At 57.1% G+C, this 14,056-nt stretch carries 13 protein-coding genes and 2 pseudogenes; 5 read left to right on the forward strand and 10 right to left on the reverse strand.

Features of this window, described 5'->3' with window-relative positions:
• Nucleotides 1-27: 27 nt before the first annotated feature.
• From AVZ66_RS14530 to AVZ66_RS14560, 7 genes are all read right to left on the reverse strand, one after another.
• Nucleotides 28-837 carry an ABC transporter permease gene (locus AVZ66_RS14530; protein ID WP_197407808.1) on the reverse strand — a complete coding sequence of 270 codons (810 nt, stop codon included), beginning with the start codon at nucleotides 835-837 and terminating at the stop codon, nucleotides 28-30.
• Nucleotides 838-854: 17 nt separating this feature from the next.
• Nucleotides 855-1,613 (reverse strand): ABC transporter ATP-binding protein, encoded by a 759-nt coding sequence (locus AVZ66_RS14535; RefSeq protein WP_058984880.1) that lies wholly within the window; start codon nucleotides 1,611-1,613, stop codon nucleotides 855-857.
• Nucleotides 1,610-3,532 carry a NosD domain-containing protein gene (locus AVZ66_RS14540; RefSeq protein ID WP_058984881.1) on the reverse strand — a complete coding sequence of 641 codons (1,923 nt, stop codon included), beginning with the start codon at nucleotides 3,530-3,532 and terminating at the stop codon, nucleotides 1,610-1,612. Before AVZ66_RS14540 ends, AVZ66_RS14535 begins: the two co-directional genes overlap by 4 nt.
• A 1-nt stretch (nucleotide 3,533) precedes the next feature.
• Nucleotides 3,534-4,172 (reverse strand): nitrous oxide reductase accessory protein NosL, encoded by a 639-nt coding sequence (locus tag AVZ66_RS14545; protein WP_082678896.1) that lies wholly within the window; start codon nucleotides 4,170-4,172, stop codon nucleotides 3,534-3,536.
• A gap of 113 nt (nucleotides 4,173-4,285) precedes the next feature.
• Nucleotides 4,286-4,588 (reverse strand): hypothetical protein, encoded by a 303-nt coding sequence (locus AVZ66_RS14550; protein ID WP_058984882.1) that lies wholly within the window; start codon nucleotides 4,586-4,588, stop codon nucleotides 4,286-4,288.
• Nucleotides 4,589-4,597: 9 nt separating this feature from the next.
• On the reverse strand, nucleotides 4,598-5,110 hold the full coding sequence (locus AVZ66_RS14555; protein ID WP_058984883.1) for a winged helix-turn-helix transcriptional regulator: 513 nt from the start codon (nucleotides 5,108-5,110) through the stop codon (nucleotides 4,598-4,600).
• A gap of 231 nt (nucleotides 5,111-5,341) precedes the next feature.
• Nucleotides 5,342-7,255 carry a NosD domain-containing protein gene (locus tag AVZ66_RS14560; RefSeq protein ID WP_197407809.1) on the reverse strand — a complete coding sequence of 638 codons (1,914 nt, stop codon included), beginning with the start codon at nucleotides 7,253-7,255 and terminating at the stop codon, nucleotides 5,342-5,344.
• Between the two features lie 113 nt (nucleotides 7,256-7,368).
• Between AVZ66_RS14560 and AVZ66_RS14565 the strand changes: the two genes are divergently transcribed.
• From AVZ66_RS14565 to AVZ66_RS15855, 3 genes and pseudogenes are all read left to right on the forward strand, one after another.
• The gene (locus tag AVZ66_RS14565) at nucleotides 7,369-8,139 is read left to right on the forward strand and encodes an ABC transporter ATP-binding protein (RefSeq protein ID WP_058984885.1); all 771 of its coding nucleotides are present in this window, start codon (nucleotides 7,369-7,371) and stop codon (nucleotides 8,137-8,139) included.
• Nucleotides 8,132-8,941 (forward strand): ABC transporter permease, encoded by an 810-nt coding sequence (locus AVZ66_RS14570; RefSeq protein WP_157575702.1) that lies wholly within the window; start codon nucleotides 8,132-8,134, stop codon nucleotides 8,939-8,941. The genes AVZ66_RS14565 and AVZ66_RS14570 overlap by 8 nt, the downstream gene beginning before the upstream one ends.
• A gap of 510 nt (nucleotides 8,942-9,451) precedes the next feature.
• Nucleotides 9,452-9,769: pseudogene (locus AVZ66_RS15855) on the forward strand (hypothetical protein); the annotation flags it as partial.
• Between the two features lie 11 nt (nucleotides 9,770-9,780).
• Here the strand turns inward: AVZ66_RS15855 and AVZ66_RS14580 are convergent.
• The 3 genes and pseudogenes from AVZ66_RS14580 to AVZ66_RS14590 form a co-directional block, all read right to left on the reverse strand.
• Nucleotides 9,781-10,596 carry a hypothetical protein gene (locus AVZ66_RS14580; RefSeq protein ID WP_058984961.1) on the reverse strand — a complete coding sequence of 272 codons (816 nt, stop codon included), beginning with the start codon at nucleotides 10,594-10,596 and terminating at the stop codon, nucleotides 9,781-9,783.
• Between the two features lie 90 nt (nucleotides 10,597-10,686).
• Nucleotides 10,687-10,878: pseudogene (locus AVZ66_RS14585) on the reverse strand (DUF955 domain-containing protein); the annotation flags it as partial.
• Between the two features lie 106 nt (nucleotides 10,879-10,984).
• Nucleotides 10,985-11,296, reverse strand: a complete 312-nt coding sequence (locus tag AVZ66_RS14590) for an AbrB/MazE/SpoVT family DNA-binding domain-containing protein (protein ID WP_058984888.1) — start codon at nucleotides 11,294-11,296, stop codon at nucleotides 10,985-10,987.
• A 354-nt stretch (nucleotides 11,297-11,650) separates the two neighbouring features.
• On the opposite strand from AVZ66_RS14590, the gene AVZ66_RS14595 reads away from it, so the two are divergent.
• Complete coding sequence (locus AVZ66_RS14595; protein WP_157575703.1) at nucleotides 11,651-12,067, forward strand: hypothetical protein; 417 nt, start codon at nucleotides 11,651-11,653, stop codon at nucleotides 12,065-12,067.
• Nucleotides 12,064-13,194, forward strand: a complete 1,131-nt coding sequence (locus AVZ66_RS16400; protein WP_157575704.1) for a hypothetical protein — start codon at nucleotides 12,064-12,066, stop codon at nucleotides 13,192-13,194. The genes AVZ66_RS14595 and AVZ66_RS16400 overlap by 4 nt, the downstream gene beginning before the upstream one ends.
• Nucleotides 13,195-14,056: the final 862 nt, after the last annotated feature.

Here is a 14,056-nt window from a genome sequence, read left to right on the forward strand (position 1 = left end):
GTCTCGGAAAACCCGAGAGGAGGCTCCTCAGGTTGTTTCCGTCCATGTTGCGACTGTTGCAATACCGATGCTCATTCCAAGCCAGCTGAGAAGGCTGACGGCGCTTGTAAGTGGAGAAGCGGTGGCAACAGATGGGCTAACCGCCAGCGCAGGTTGAATTGCCATCTCCAGGACGAGGCCACGGAACGCACTTGCCGGGCTGAGGCCCGTAAAAACGGCAATTGATCCGGCGTCGATGATGTTCGTCGACACGAGTGTGACTACGACGAGGTCGAGCGCAATTGCGAGGGCGAGCAGCATGCCAACACTGGCGGCGATCGCTTCTCGATTCGTTCGTGTTGCTGCAGACACGGTAAGCGCAATACCGGAAGCAACGAGAGTGTAGACTGCAGCAAACATCATGAATCGAAGGTATACAACCGGTGTGTCGCCTGCTTGGTGCGTCGCGAAGAATTCGACGGCTGGGGTTGCCCCCAGACTAGCAACAACGCCAGCGACACCGAGTGTCGTGAGCACGACGACGAGTAAGACTGCGGTCCGTCCGATGAAGACGCCTGCCACGTATTCCAGTCGTGAGACGTCGTACGTTCGGATAACATCTAACTCCCCGCGTTCATCATCACCACGAATAGACCGATAGACGTACGCAAACGCAAGCGTCGGGATCAAGACCTCCACCGGCAGTAGCAAGTCATAGGTTAGCGATACATATCCGCCGGGAGACCCCATCGAAACCCCACTAAGTCCCACAATAACACCGAAAAAGCCGATGCCGACAGCGATGACTACCCGGTTGCGGAGGAGCGTCCAGAGTTCCCGCTCAATAATGGCGAACACGCAATCACGTCGCTGCATCAGCGCTCACCTCCGTTCGCACCCGGACGAGTAACACCACTAGTTTTCCTGCGAAACACCGCCGCAAACGCCTCACGTAGCGTCTCTGTATCAGTCGCCTCCAGAATGCTCTCGGGATCACCATCGAGAACGAACTCGCCGTCTGAGAGGAACAGCGCGCGGTCAGCGCGCGCTTCAATAGCTGCGAGGTCGTGGCTCGCCGTGATAACGAGTCGCCCATCACTGGCGATGCTTTCGATCACGTCGAAGATATGGTCGGCGACATCTGGATCAAGACCGCTGGTCGGCTCGTCGAGAATGACGATAGGCGGGTCACCGATGAGCGCTTGCGCGATGCCCAGGAGGCGAGTCATACCTCCCGACAGTTCATCTACACCACGGGTAGCGGCGTCATCGAGACCGACTTCAACGAGCAGGCTGTCAGGGTTAGCACTTTCCTCCACGAGATCCGTGTAGAAGCCCAGCGTCTCACGGGCGGTGAACCCCGACCGAAAGCCGGGTGTTTGGGGCAGATATGCGACAGTTCGGCCCGATGCTGTTGGCCGCGTGACTGTCCCGGTGTCGAGTGACCGCAAGCCTGCGAACAATTCGAGGAGCGTCGTCTTCCCGGATCCGTTCGGTCCGACGAGTGCTGTGAACTCGCCTGACTGGAGTTCGACGGATGCCTCTTGGAGGACGGTTACGTCTCCGAACGCGTACGATGCGTCCGTGAACGCAAGTGGTGGCTCGTCCGTGGCGCGGGCGTTTTGTTCGGTCATGTTGCCACCCCCGTCACGTTATTCGACGCTTGCGTAGTGTTCAGTGTCTTGGGCTGTACCGGCGTGACTCGTGGCGCTGTATCGACGATGCCAGCTGAACGCAGCCCCGGAACGGTGTCCTGAACGCTCCGGACCAGTGTAATTGCAGGCGACTGTGCAAGCGTCCATGCGCCTGGCGCGTCGTGGAGGTGTTCGTCGATAGGGCTATTCGGGCGGAATGACCGCTCGTAGTAGCCGTCAGCGTCTCCGTCTACCCCCGGCATCGGCCCCCAGTAGTTCCCTTCGCCATCGACGGTCCACACGCGAAGTGGACCAAGGCCAGCTGTCGCTGCCTGCTCGTTGCCGACGATGTCGTTCGCGGTGACAAGATTCGTCGGAAGTCCCGGGCCGCTGCGAATCCCAACGGTGTTGTCGGTAATCGTGTTGCGCTCAACGAGTGACTGGAAGCCGAGAACATCGATACCACGGACGTTGTCAGTCAGCACGTTGCCGGCGTAGTAGGAATTCGACCCGGCAGTTGAGAGTCCAACCTGTGACGCGCGGACGTCGTTATCGACGACGATGTTGCCTGTCGGTCGTGTCATGATGATGATTCCAATTCGTGTGTCACGGACGGTGTTGTTGCGAACAAGCGAGTGGGAAGTGTACATTTCGTGGACGCCAAAGCGGCTGTCCCGGAATGTGTTGTTTCGGACCACGATCCCGTCAGCGCGATGCGTGTACACGCCGTCGCGGCCGCCTGCAAACTGGCTGTCCTCGACGACCAGCGGACCGTACATCGCAACTAACCCCATGAACCCCTCGTCGTCGCCCTCTGTCACGTTCAGTTCGACATCACGAACGACGGAGTTGCTACTATTGAGGGAGATGATACCCGACGACGGCGTCTCGATATGAACCCCTGTAAGTACTGACGCGGAGGCATTAACCAACCGTACGGCAGCATCTCCGCGACCATACGCAAGTTCGATATTCTCAGACCAGCCGGCTTGTTCGAGCCGGGACGCATTCAACATACTTCGCCTGCTCCCGACGTCGCCGACGCCGTCAATACTGAGGTTCGCCAGCGCAACCCGGGGTGAGGTGACGTGAACGACAGTCCCGTTCTCGTCACCGCGAATTCGAGTGTCTGGGCCTGCCCCCAGAATCGTCAGTGACTTGTTCACCGTAAGTCCGTCTGTCCGGTACGTTCCTGATGGCACTCGAACAGTCGTGTTCGGTGGTGCAGCGTCAATCGCGGCAGCTAGCGACGATACATCTTCGCCGACGACAACAGACGTCGGTCTGTCGGTGAGATTGCGGGCAGTGGCGACGGTTGCGTCTGCCCATGCGGACCGATTATCCATGGCCGCCTGGAAGTTGCCTCGGGTGAGCGATTGCTCAGGAGTCATGGTCTCGTCTACGTCTGCCCACGGAACGACATCGCCGCCGTACTCGGTGGCGAACTTGTCCGCAGCGTCGCGGTCGGCAAACGGCACGGCGACCGGCCCGTTGGTGAGCCGAGCGCGGCTATCGACGACGACAAACGTGTTTTCGGCATCGACGAGGCCGACATGACGGGATGCCGTTAGGTAGCCGTCTTCGGTGAGGGAGACGTTCGTGCCTGCATAATCTGAGACGAAGATTTCAACTGGCTGCCCGAACTGTCGTTGATGGCCCGATCGATTCTGCTCGACGAGGAATGATTCGATGGTGTTGAAGCCGACGACGTACTCGTAGCTTGAATAGTATACTTGGACGCGGGGAATCGACAGGTCGCGTTGCTCGACCTCCCGAATGGTTTCGTCGGTCAGTCCGAGGTCGAACGTGTTCCCGGACTGGGCGGGCTCAACGGTGTCGTCGCCTATCGGAACAATAAGCGAGTAACTCAGCAGGACGAGAACGACAACGAGTACGGCCGGTAGGCTACGTCCGAGCATACTACATCCCGAGCGACGAGATGAGACTCGGCGTCACGTCGTCGAAGGTGGCAAGGTCGCCGCCGTACTTCTCCCGGAACGCCTCGGCATCTGTTCGGTCGGAGAATCCGATCAGATCTTCTCCCATCGCACCGACGACTGACGAGCCTACAACGTACGTGATATCAGTTGCATCAGCGAACGCTTCTTTCTCGTAGTGTGTGGAGAGTAGTTGTTGGCCGCCATCAGTTTGGATGTCGTAATCGACGGCCGAGTAGTCCGTGACGTAGAAGGCCTCACGCGTCCAGTTGTCGTGCTGGAAGTCGAACTGGAACGCTTCCCATGTGCTGTCGAAGCGGGCAGGGTTGTCATGGTCGTTCGGCTGTGCGTCAGCGTAGAAAATCTCAGCAGTCGGCCCGGGTTGCTGTGTGATCGTCATTCCGCAGACGTCACACGTGGCGGTAGTGGGAATTGTAATTGGGGCCGGCGCATCGTTGTTTCTGCCACTATTGAGGCAGCCGGCGAGACCAGCAGTTACTGCCGTGGTTGCTCCAACAACGAATTGCCGTCGTGTGATTGGTGTCCGGCCGTCTTCCGGGGTGGTTTGCTGTGGGTGGGATTCGTGGTTTGGACAGCGCTCGTTGGGTGAGTGTGGAGACATAGATGGACTGGCGTAGTTTCGTGGGGCCGGCTTCCATCTGAATATGCCCCTTACTATAATATAGTGGCACTGGTACAATACTCGAATCGGTTCGAGGAATGAACCACAAACAACTACGAGGCGTCACGAGGCGACTGGTAAACCAGATACAGAAGTGTCGCCGCAGTCAAGAGGTCTATCGAGTGCGCAATCAAGTGGTGGAAGACCATCGGCACGAACCCGAGCAGCGTCCCCATGCCGACAATCGTCCGTCCGACGAGTAAAGCAAGGACCGCCGCAACGAGCAGATACCGGCGAGATCGACGCTGAAAGTACGCATTCAACCCAATCCCGAACAAAATGACTGTACCGATCGTCGCAAGCGCCAACACCACTACGAGCACCGGCCAGTAGTGATTTGGAATCCAATGAGACATCAAGCAAACTCACCCGTCGAGGAGGTTATCGACCAAGCGGGTAAACCGATCAACCATCCGTTCGCCCAACGTCGGATCGGCCTCACGGAGTAACTCGACCGTTCGATCAGCATTCCGGACGGTAAGGGTCACTCGGTTCGAGATATCTCGCTGTTTCTTGACCAAGCCTTGTTCGACGAGGCGATCCAAATGCCACTCCAAGGTACTGCGCGCAATATCAAGCTCCTCCGCAACGGCTGCTGGCGGCGTATCCCCTTCAGTCAAGAGATAGGCAACGATCTCTCCAGCTGTTTCCCGGCGAAGCAGCGCCAGTGCCGTCCGCTCCCATTGATTGTATTCGGGCGGAAAATAGTGGGTCTTCCCGTAGATCGATTCTGCGATAACATCCTCGCTGGACTGCAGTTGCTTGATGTGATACTGGAGTTGGCCCGGAGCAAGCTCGAGGCGTCGAACAAGCTCGTTAAAATGGAGGCCGGGATGTGCTTCGATCGACTTTGTAATTGTGACACGAGTGTTAGACATGTGGGATACTACCGTGCTTGGCCCCGCCAACGGCTGAGAACGGCCATCTGAACGCGGGCACCTCGGGATACGATAATCTAGACTGCTACAGAGACTAAACGACTTTTGGTGTATTTCTCGAAGAATATGTTAGATAATTCACTCGAATAGCGCGTCGGACGTACTGGACGCGGAAAAAGCATCGACATCAGCAAGGTCTGTAGGGCCACATATCAGTCTGGTCGGACCAGATTAAAATGTGTAGTCCCACTCGTCTTCATCGTCGAACTGGCCCGGCGAATTCTGGGTGTCTTCAAGCCGCGCCAATACAGCTGGACGGACCGGATTTTCTCGTGGCGCTTCATCCACGATGCCCCCAAACCGAATCCCCGGCATCGTCTGCTGTAATTGCCGTATCAATTTGAGTGCCGGTGCTCGTGCCAACGTCGGTGCCCCAGCTCCACCGTCTGCGACCATCCCGACCGGTCCTGTCGCACGGAACGACCGTGAGAGTGAGCCGTCACCGTCGGTGTCGATACCGGGTGCGCCCCGCCAGTAGTTCCCCTTCCAGACGTGTAACACGTTGAACCGTGCGGTCTCGGCGTACCGCCGGTTATACGCGATGTCGTTGTCGGTGACGCGGTTCGTCGGAAATAGCGACATCGCTCGAATGCCGACCCGATTGAACGCCGCGACGTTCTCCTCATACACTGAATATTGGCCTTGCACGACGACGCCGTGCTGGTTATGCGTCACAACATTCTCCGCGACGTAGCTCGACCGCCCGAACACAAGAACGCCGTTCTTGCTGTTCGTGACGATATTCCCTGTCACAACGTTTCGGTTCGATCGGTCGTGGATGTAGACGCCGACGTACGTGTCCTCGATATCGTTGTTAGCGGCGAACGCGCCCTGCGCGAACACGCTGAACACGCCGATCATCATCCCCTCCATCGAGGAATCTCGAACAGTGAACGACTGCGTGTCGTGGGCGAAGACTCCGACTTTCCCACCGTAAAACGTCGAGTTCTGGACCAGTGCGGGCGCGCCGAGAATCGAGACCCCGAGGAATCCATCCTCCCAGTCTCGCGTTCCCCGAACCGTGAGGTTTGAAACGGTGAGATTCGGGCTATTCCGCGCGATAACTCCATTTGCGCGCGTTCGTATTCGAACGTCAGAGACCAGCGATCGGGTGGACTCCTCGAAGACGATACCCGCGTCACCGTAGCCATGCGTCGTCCAGTAGCGTTCCCGGAACGACTCATTCCTGACCGGAACACCCGTAATGTTCGCTCGGTCGCGGGTCCGCACTGTGCCGATGCCGGACATCGAAACATCCGTAATCGCAACGCGTGATGCGTTCACGTAGACGACACTACGGTTTTCGTCCCCGATGATGCGCGTTTGGTTGACCCCATCGCCACGAATCGTCAGGGGTTTGTCCACCGTGACATCGGAGACAGAATGATTCCCGGCTGCCAGTTGGATGGTCGTGTTGGGCGCGGCACGCCGGATCGCTGCGGTCAGCGACTCGTTTGGTTCTACCGTAGTCGGAACCGGTCGTTCGAGTAGCGACCGCGCACGGGCGGCCGTTCTGTTCGCACGCTCGCTCCGTGCTTCACTCGTGCGCACCCATTCCGCTGAACTACGGCCCGCACCGCCGACATCCAACTGTCGGACGGCGTCCCACTGCTCGATCCGACCACCGTACTGTTGAACGAACGCCGTCGCATCACTCCGCTTCGAGAACGGCACCAGCGCCTGCTCCCGCGTCGGGATGCTGGCCGTACTGTTGACGACGAAGTACGCTGTACTGGCTGGGATCCACTCAGTATCTGCGTCCATCGGTGTTCTGAGCAACCCATCCTCTCCGACGTAGACGCCAGTGCCGGAGAAATCCGAGACGTACACAGCCATCGGCCGCCCGAATTCTCGCTCCGTGCTCTCCTGCAGTCCTGCGACCATCGACGTGATGCCGTAGTATCCGATGGTGAATTTGAACTGGGAGAACGAGACTTGTCCAGTCGGCAACGCGATCGTCGATTCGTAGGCACTAACGACGACGCTTTCTGGAACACCCGTTGACTTCGTATCTGACATCGGGACCGCAGCCGCCTGCTGGCTCCCACCGCCCACGGCGAATGGCCCGACGACTGCCGCGAGCACGAGGAGGCCTGCAGCAGCCACGTGCCAGAATTCCATAGACGGCGATACGGGGGGAGCCGCAAAGAATGATGGGGCAGTACACTTTTTCGCGTGGCACGGGAACGCTATCCGTAATGGGTGATCGTGGGGGGCAAACCCAAGGTGACGACGATACTGAGACGTCGGCTTCGGCTGTCGTTGAGGCGTCGGCACTCTCGAAATCGTTCGGTGATATCGATGTTCTCGACGAACTCTCCTTTTCGATACCGGATGATGCGGTCACCGCGATTGTCGGGCCGAATGGATCCGGGAAGACGACGCTCGCGGAACTCGTTACGGGCGTAGAGAGCCCGACAGCGGGCGAACTCACACTCTACGCCGGCGGGGAGCGACCCGTCGGGTATCTCCCCCAAGACCCGCGGTTCCAGCCCTCGGCGACGGTCCGGGAGACGGTCGCATTCTACGCGGCACTGCTCGCCGGAGAGACCGACGTCGATGCCGCACTCGCTCGGGTCGGCCTCGAAGCCGCGGCCGACCGCCGAACGGATGCGCTCTCCGGAGGTATGCGCCGCCTCCTGGGAATCGCGGTGAGCCTCCTGGGGGCACCAGACCTAGTCGTTCTCGACGAACCGACGAGCGGCCTCGACCCGGAGATGACTCGCCACGTGTACGACGTGATTGCGGGGTTGACCGAGCGCGACCAAGCCGTCGTGTTGACGACCCACGACCTTTCGCGCGCAGCAGACGCCGATTACATCCTCGTGGTGTCCGATGGCAGCATCGTCTCGGCTGGGTCCCCAGAAGAAGTGCTTGCGGACACGGAGACAACCACCTTAGAGGACGCATTCGAGGCCGCCGTTCGTGGCCGCACGGTCACCGCCGAGGGAGGGGATGGTCGTGAGTGACGCTACCCAGCAGTTCACCGCCGTTTTCGAACGGGAGTTGCGAGCACTCGCACGGTCGCGGTCAGTCTGGCTGCTTGCCGTCGGGTTCTTCGCACTCATCGTGGCGATTGCAGTACTCGGCGGGCAAGCCGGCTACGTGCCGCTCGTACTGGCGCTGCTCACGCCGGTCGAGGTCTTGGTCCCAGTGTTGGTAGTAGCGCTCGGATATCGAACGATTCTCGGCGACCGATTGCGGGGTGAACTGAAAGTCCTCGATACGTTCCCGATAACGCCCATTCGGTACGGGCTTGGCGTCTATTGTGGCCGACTCGCAGTCGCACTCGGGATTCTCGTCATGACGCTGCTCGTAGCAGGGTTCGTTGTACCACTCTCGGGGGGGACGCCGAACGTGCTCGCACAATCAGGCGGGTTAGACTCGCCGGTGTACTACGCACGATTCGTCGCGTTGACGATGGTGTTCGCAGGTGTTATCCTTGCTATCACGCTGTTACTTTCGTCGGTGGCTCGGTCTGCACGTCGTGGACTCGTGTCGGCAGTCGGCTTGTTACTTGTAGTCGTCATCGGGTTTGACCTCGTGGTGATTGCTGGGGTCGGGCAAGGTTGGATCGTTGAACGAGGGCTGAGCGAAGCGCTCGCAGCCAGTCCATTAAGTGCGTACCGTGGACTTGTGATGACGTATGCTGTCGAACCGGCAGTGACAATGACGGTTCGTGCAGCCTCACCGATTGCAAGCGTGTTTTCGCTGGCTGTGTGGACATCCCTGTCTCTACTTACAGCCTCAGCGCTAACCGGAATTGAGTGACCACCAATCTCCTCTTCGAGGTGCATCGGTCCGTCAGCGACCAACTGCTGAAGCCGTTGGCTTATCGGTGGACCCCCGTTCTACCGACACATACTGATCGGACGCCACTCCAGTAGCGTTCACAGTCAGCACCTCGGCTTTAGGCGGATCTATATAACACGCCCAGTGAGGGTTCTAACCTCGCTGTAGTTGTAACACCAGTTTGCGAGCAAAATTCTTCGCCGCGTTGTAGTCGGCGTTCACTGAATACGAACAGTCCAAACAGGCGGACTGTTGCCCGTCACGATTTCCTTAAAGCGTGCACCCGCACTTTGAATACAGCTAGCTGATGTTGGCTGTCTCAACTACAACCCCAGCCAATTCCGATTGATTTGCACACCTACCAACCAGTCGTTTCACTGGGAACCGTATCTGATTAATAGGGATTCAATAGAGCTGCGTCGACGGGCGGGGCTTTGATGTCTGTGTCGTCGACGATCAGCTCGTACACCGTTCGGGCAAGACGAAGGCGACGTCGTCCGGGCTGAACTCGAAGCCCAGATCGAACGCCTGGGGGACGATCAGTTCGCCACGTTCGCGAACGAGGCCCTGGTCGAACTCGAGGAGCGGTACGGAGTGACCACGCCGATCGAGGCCCGCGTTCAGGAACTGACGAATAGGTACTACCGGGGGCTCGAAGTCCTCCAGGCACTCGATGAACCGATGACCGTCGACGAACTGGCCGCGGAACTGGAGCTGGATGACGAGGAGGTTCACGACCGGATCGCGTATCTCTCAACGTTCGACCGGGTCCGTCGGGATGGCGACACAGTCCGTCCCGTGGAGTAGTCTGGCCACGACTACGGGGAGGGAAGGCGGCCGTCTGGTCGGGGAACGCGGCCCCGTTTGATCTCGTGATCGACGCGGCGCAGGTGCTTGCAGCCGCCTTCGGGTGAACGTTGCTGCCAGTCGGGACAGGTACACGATTCGTCGATGACGTCGACTTCGTACCGGTTCCCGGACGCAGACTGTACCTCGTAGCGGCCACCTTTCGAGAGAAGTGAGACGTCCATCGCTTCGGCAACGGCACGCTTCGTGCGGGGCTCAAGGTCGTCCTCCGACTGTGCGTTCTCGTCGACGACCAGTCGGTCGCGAACGTCGCCCGTTCGGCCACCGTCGGGAGCGACGGCTTCCGCAGGCCCCCTGAGCCGCTCGTGGAGCACTTCCTCCACCGGATGGCCTTCCGACCACAGGTAGTGGACCTCGCGGCGCTCACGATGGTCGTAGGAGCCGCACGCGGCTGCGCACCCAGTCCAGACGCGCCAGGCACCCAGCGCAGCCATCACGTCGACGATGTCACGGGGAACTGTCTGGTGGTCGTCCGGGAAGAACACCCGGAAGCGGGTACACGCTTCCTGCGGCGGGACGGTCACCCACCAGTCTTCGCTGGAGCTCCAGCTGTCGTACATCGCCTCGTCGCTCCCGTAGCCGACTGTCACGCCATCGATCGGCGTCCAGTCTGCTGGGAGGTGGTCCGCCTCGCCTTCGAGGACCCGGAGGACGGCGTATCGGAGGTACCCCTGGGCTTGGTTGTCTGTCGTTCGAGCGACCTGATCGTGCTGCTCGGCGACGTGCTCGGCTTCCTCGAGGACCGTCGTGAGATAGGGTTCAGTCATCATTCGACGGAGGTCAGAACGCGCCTCCGCCCCTCCGCGGGCGCTGAAAAACTTAACCAACAGAGCGGAAGGAATCCATCACTCTGTTGGTTAACTAGATTGGGACAAAGATTCGCTTTCGAGCACGTCGATGAGCTCTTCTGCTGTGGAACTGATCCGTCCGAGCCGCTCGCGAACGACCTCGGGGTTATCCGACTCCCACGCAGCGAGGTAGAACGCCGACCCGCTGGTGTCCAACTCACAGTACCGCCCGACGACGTACGCGACGGCTTCGGCCTCGACCAACCAGACTTGAGAAATTGAATATAGAACCCGGTTCCCACAACAAATTTCGGCTTTGAAGGAGGTTATGGCAGCGACGCCGAATTCCTGCGGCAACCAGTGTCAGCTACACGTCACCTTCATCTAGTTTTTTCGCCACCGAGATATCCCGCAGCCGGAGGTACGCCTTCGTATTATCGACTCCCAAAAGATCACGAACCTCAACAGGAATTACCGCGACGCCATCCTCGCTGATGCGAACGACGCCAGCTGATTCGGTTCGGTTAGGAGTGTGACCCTTGGTTTTTTCAGCAACCTCGACTTCGGGAAGGCGAATTAATGCCTCCTGATTCTTGATTCCGAGGACTTCCCGCACCTCGACGGGGATAACTACGGCACCGGAGTTGCTCAAGGTGACGATGCCAGCATCTTCTCCCATTATCCACCATTTGTATTAGGAGGCCGTTAAAAGCTAACGCAATTAGATTCAAGTAAATTTGGACAGACTACAATAGAGACCTGGAGGTATTATGAACTACTCTGCTTTGAAAAACCTGGTTACCCCAGCAAAGTACTATTTCGTACCCCGGCGCATTCTTGCGCATTCCTAATCTGATATTATATATACAAGCAAATAACGACAATTTTTCGTCATAGTACTTTCTGACTTGGATACATACGAGTATCCTAAGCGTGATACCATATCTAAGTAGCAGTGGAATTGATACCAAGTTGGCGGGACATCAACCGCATTTGAGTACCATAGCAGAATTCAACCTGGTTGATCCTATTAATGACACATAACGATCAAAACAGTAAATTGAGCGAGCGGATAGATATAAAAATAACTCCCGAGATGAAAAACCGGGCCAAACGTGCTGCCGAAGACGATGAGTACAGCGGTCAGTCAACGTACCTTAGAGCGATGATTCATGTAGGGGAATCACGGATTGCCGACCTTGACCCTCGGTCCGGGGAGGGGCAGTCGAATCTTGAGGAAGTAGAGACAGTCGAGGCTGCTGCGAAAGCACTCAATGACAAAGTCATCCTCAACGAACTTTCACAAGAGAAGCAAGAGTTTGACGCAGTTGTCGAACAGCTCACCCTAGAGTTTGAGAACGTTCTCGCTGACCGGCTCCATGAAATGGCAAATAATGACCAGTCAGCGGTTGAGACTGATGGGCGCGGGAATTACTACTTGAGTCGGTGACCATGTCCGTTACTACTGACGAGGCAAACCCAGACGGGAGTGTCCTCTGGTACTGGTACGATAACTACCACGATAATGGTAAGGAGTCAACAAGGAAAACTAGTCGTGATGCAATCAAGCGATTCGAGAGATGGCTTGCCACTGAAGGAGAGTACAAACACGAGTGTCACTGGTCAGATATTGATCTTGAGAACGTCTCATCGGGCAAGATGATAAATCCCCGGGAGGTTACCGAGGATGAAGCAGAGGCGTTCCTGCACGACCTCCAAGCACAGTTTTCTCCGGATACCCAACAGACGACGGCAGCATTTCTTAGTCAAGCTTATGCTTGGTGCCGCCGGGAGACGGAACCTGTTAAGGACGACCCGTTCGGATACGTTCTGAATACTCTGAACAAGAACATTTTGGACAGTCCAAGCGGTCGTGATGCCTATATCATTCCTATCGAAGATGCACGGATCTACATCCGGTCGTGGGGGCATCCAAAATGGACAACAATCAACCTGCTACTGGCGAAGCTGAGCCGGCGAGCAGGCGGCATTAGTAACCTCGATATTGAGGATGTCAACCTCGATCATCCTGGATGCGACTGGACACCGCATCCAGACGTGCGTCATTGGGACGACCACATCCTCTTTCGTGCCGACAAGAAAGCAAGGGAGGAGGGGCGGAAATCTGGGAATAAGACAGCAACAACGGCAAAATATCCGCTAGATCGTGAACTTCGGGATGCACTCATCTGGTATCTCGCCATCAGGCCAGATCCGGAGTCACCAGATGAACCGTTGTTTCTTGACACCTTCTATACGCGACTGAGTGCGGCGGGGATTAGCGATATGATACGAAGGAAGTCGAAGACGCTCACCGAGATGGACGATGACGAGTGCCAATTGACCTGCTGGTACGGACCCCATGACGACGACAATATCAATCCACATTATTGGCGACATTGGGCTACGACTTGGTATCAAGACCAGCTAGAGTCAGAGTCATTGACGGACTATATGCGTGGGGATACAGGTGGGGGCAGCAGGGCAATCTACGACCAATACACCGCCACGAAAAAACGCAAGATCCTCAAGGCGATGCCGACATTCCTTGAGTCGTACGCCGAGAAAAAAGAATAGCTATTGACCGCACTGCATAGTCCGTGCTGGCGTGAAAGAGTTAATTTCGAGAGAGTTGGGTATCGCCGGTTGCGTGAGGCCGTTCAAGGAAGTCTCAATCATGACCCGAACGACCTAGTTTCGGCTGACATCTGGTGGGCTCTCGGCGCGATTTAGAGTGAATCTCTGCGAGAGATTTATTCGATGTTTTAGATGTTGACGGGTCGGCTGAGGCAGCCTCTGTGTACCGTCTCATTACTGGAGAAGGAATACCCGCATAGTCTGTTCGAAGCTGATGAAGACTCCAAGGGGGCGCTACATTCGCCGCCTGGTAGCGACCATATCATACTCTGGCTTGACGATAGTGGAGGCCAACCTCTACTTGATCTACATAGTAGAGACATCAGATCAGATTAAATCCCGTCCACAGAATCCGGCGACAACAGGTGGAAGCGCAGAAGTAGATGTCCACAGGATATGTACGGCCTGTGCCTCTGCCGCTACTATCGCAACAATAGAATAATGAAATTAGAGTATATTGGCAGACCATAGTCATGATCAGTTTTGTGAATGTGAATGTAGCTGAAAGAGTAAATTATTTTTATCTACCGATGATGGCGAAGTATGATTTAGTAGGTGATTAAAATAGTAGACCTATTTGTTCGGTATAGGCGTTCAAAGACACGAATACTCCGTGAGAGCTTTGTGACCCAGATATAAAAGTCACAATGGCTCGTCCACTGGACTAGCACGATTCTGGGGAACTCCCCCGGCGCAGGGACGCCGGAGGAATCGTGCTGCCACAGCAATGACAGCAAGCAACAATATCAGAGTCAGGAGTCATAACTCTGTCTCTCAGAGCGAGACTCCGGCAACTGGTCCA

Origin of the sequence: Halobacterium sp. CBA1132, from assembly GCF_001485535.1 — an archaeon.
GTDB lineage: Archaea > Halobacteriota > Halobacteria > Halobacteriales > Halobacteriaceae > Halobacterium.